Here is a 3,320-nt window from a genome sequence, read left to right as displayed (position 1 = left end):
CTTTTATCAAAATATAAAAAATCTTAATTTGTATAATGACTTAAAAAATAGAATGGAAAAAAGTAAGATGCTCAAAAAAATGATGAATATAAAAAAGTGAGTAAAATATTGATTGAAAGAAATATTATGTTTTTCCCGTTCAACCTATTAATAATGATCTAACCATCAATTATATAATTTAATTACTGCTATACTTTTAAATAATTGAAAATACGTAATTATAACGCCAATTTTTGGGAAAAAAGTAAAAAACATTATCTATACTAAATAATTATAAAGGTTTAAGTATTAAATGATTAAAGGAGTTTGAAAATATGATCCGATGTGTTCGCTTATGGACTGGAGAAGATGGTAATTCGTTATTTGAAGAAGGTGTTATCGAATTTCAAAATAGCTCTCAAGGCGATAGGGAAAGTTTGCCTATCAATGTTTCAGAATTATCGTTTCGGGAAACAACTTCTGGTGGTTCATATGATTGGCATCAAGATCCCGTTCCTCGTTATGTTATTACCTTATCAGGAACATTAGAGTTTGAAACAAAAGATGGTTCTACTTTCATTATTAAGCCTGGTGATGTGTTATTAGCACAAGATAACAGTGGTACAGGTCATAAATGGCGTCTTTTTAGATAATGAGCCTTGGCGTCGTGCTTATGTTGTCTATAAAGAAGATGCAGGATTATGTTTTAAGGCTGGCAAAATAACCAACTAATTGAGGGATTGTTATGAATAAATCTATTAGTGAGCAGGTTGATGTCGCATTAATTGGCGCTGGTATTATGAGTGCGACGCTCGGTACACTACTTAAAGAGCTTGAACCTAGTTTAAAAATCGCAATGTTCGAAAGACTAAATGATTGTGGCCAAGAGAGCTCTAATTCATGGAATAATGCAGGAACAGGACATGCCGCTAACTGTGAACTAAATTATACGCCACCAAATCCTGATGGAACTGTCAATATCAGCAAAGCATTAGAAGTTAATACAGAATTCGATTTATCTCGTCAGTTATGGTCTTATTTAGTAACAAAAGGAAAAATTACTGACCCGCGAGATTTTATTCATGCTTGCCCACATATGAGTTTTGTTTGGGGTGCTGATAACGTTAAATTTCTTCATCAACGTTATCGCCAAATGTCTGCTAATCACTGTTATGAAAATATGGAATACAGTGAAGATAAAAAACAAATTGAAGATTGGGCACCATTAATAATGGAAGGGCGAGATCCCAATCAACAACTTGCAGTGACTCGTGTTGCTACTGGCACTGATGTCGATTATGGTGCATTAACACATTTATTAGTTAAGCAACTTTCTCAACAAGACAATTTTGAGTTGCACTATAAACATGATGTTATCGATATCAAGAGAAATGAAGCTGGTGGTTGGAATATTGAAGTTAAAGATCTCACCACTCATGATAAATACCTAATTTCAGCCAAATATGTGTTCGTTGGTGCAGGTGGCCGTGCCATCGATTTATTACAAAAATCAGGTATTCCAGAAGGTAAAGGTTACGGGGGGTTCCCTGTTAGTGGTATTTGGTTGCGCTGTGATGAAGATAAAATTTCTAATCGCCATCATGCTAAAGTTTATGGGAAAGCGGATGTAGGTTCACCGCCTATGTCTGTACCACACCTTGATACACGTATTATTGCAGGTAAACGCTCTTTACTCTTTGGTCCTTATGCTGGATTTTCGAGTAAATTTTTAAAACAGGGTTCATATTTAGATTTATTTGAGTCAATTCGATTAAGTAATATAGAACCGATGCTTGATGTAGCAAAAGATAACTGGTCATTGACTGAATATTTAATTGGTCAAGTCTTACAAACTTCTGCACATCAATTTGAAATGCTCAAACAATTTTATCCTCAGGCACAGCATGAAGATTGGCAAGAAGCGGTAGCTGGACAACGGGTTCAGATCATTAAGCCTGAAGCTAAGCATCATGGCGTGTTAGAATTTGGTACTGAGTTAATTAGCAGTGCAGATAAATCATTCTCAGTATTATTAGGGGCGTCACCAGGTGCTTCTACAGCGGCATTTATTGCTATCAATATCATTAAGTCTTGTTTTAAAGAGCAGCTTGAAAGTGATGGTTGGGAAGATCGTCTTAAAACGATTATTCCAACTTATGGTATTGATCTTAAAGTTGATGAGGATGCTTGTCGAAATATTCGTGCATCAACAGCTAAAATATTAAAATTAGATACGCCTTAGTCATCGTATTTATTAAAAAAAACAGACCTGTTGTTATGGTCTGTTTTTTTTATTCGTGTTGCTATTATAAATAATATTTTCTCAGATAAATACACTTAGAAAACTTACATCATTTCTACAATAGAAATACCACCAATAATAGAAAGTAATGAACACAACGTACTTAATAATACGGTACCTGTTGCCATATCGGTATAAGCCTTATTTGTAATAGCTAAGGCAGGCACTGCTGTTGCGGTAGGTAAGACACCAATTAGAAATACCGCTTTTAATAACTCAGTCTCTAATCCAAGTGCAAACCCCGTTCCTAGAATTAATGCTCCTTGCACAACATTTTTTATTATCACATTAAAAACAATTTCAGTATTAACTTTAAGTTTAAGGCCTGAAATTAATAGTCCTAAGAAAAATAATGCCACTCCCCCCGATGTTTTCCCTATTTCATTAACTGAGTTTTGTAAAATCTCTGGAAGTTTAACGCCAAAAATAGCAAGTATAGCCCCGAAGATAGGTAGGAAAACTAATGGCTGAGATATAGCATTAAGCAATGACTGGAAAATACTTTTCCCTTGTTTGGCGCCACTAATCATCATCATCGTAAAAGGTAAAATAATCACTGTGTAGATCAAATTCCCCACGACCATAGCAATCAAACCTGATGAACCGACTGTTGCTAGTAATACCGGTGGTCCACAATAAGCCATATCAGGAAATGAAACCGACAACGCCTGCATTGCAGAATTCTTTTTATCATGTTTGAAAATAAACTTGCCACCTAAAAAACCAATGAGATAAGAAACAAGTAATCCTACCGCTAGCGCTAATAGATAATCGATATTAAAGAAAACCGAAGGAGAAGCTTGGGTTGCCGCTAAAAAGAGTGAAAACGGTAGTGCAATTTTAACGACAAAATCAGCAAAGGCTTGTGAATACTCTCTTTTAATAAACCCATATTTACCGGAGAGCCATCCAACTAAAAGCCCTAATATAATCGGTCCCAGTGCTGATAAGATGGTATGCAGTAACATATTACCTCTGGATGTTTAATATAGTGATTTTTGTTTTATTCAAGCATCCATAACTAATTAAAAAATAGTTA

The 3,320-nt window shown here is 34.9% G+C and carries 2 protein-coding genes and 1 pseudogene; 2 read left to right on the top strand and 1 reads right to left on the bottom strand.

Annotated elements, in window-relative coordinates:
* The first annotated feature begins 314 nt into the window (after window positions 1-314).
* A pseudogene (locus tag BHE89_RS12900) lies at window positions 315-711 on the top strand (hypothetical protein).
* A gap of 13 nt (window positions 712-724) precedes the next feature.
* Window positions 725-2,221: a malate dehydrogenase (quinone) gene (gene mqo / locus BHE89_RS12895; RefSeq protein WP_069368244.1), complete on the top strand. Its 1,497-nt coding sequence runs from the start codon at window positions 725-727 to the stop codon at window positions 2,219-2,221.
* 104 nt (window positions 2,222-2,325) lie between these two features.
* Here the strand turns inward: mqo and BHE89_RS12890 are convergent, their stop codons facing one another.
* Window positions 2,326-3,249, bottom strand: coding sequence for an AEC family transporter (locus BHE89_RS12890; protein ID WP_069368245.1), 924 nt, complete (start codon window positions 3,247-3,249; stop codon window positions 2,326-2,328).
* Window positions 3,250-3,320 lie beyond the last annotated feature (71 nt).

Source organism: Shigella sp. FC1967 (assembly GCF_001743005.1).
Taxonomy (GTDB): Bacteria; Pseudomonadota; Gammaproteobacteria; order Enterobacterales; family Enterobacteriaceae; genus Proteus.
Note: the sequence above shows the minus strand (reverse complement) of the source record. Positions and strands in the feature narration are given on the sequence as shown.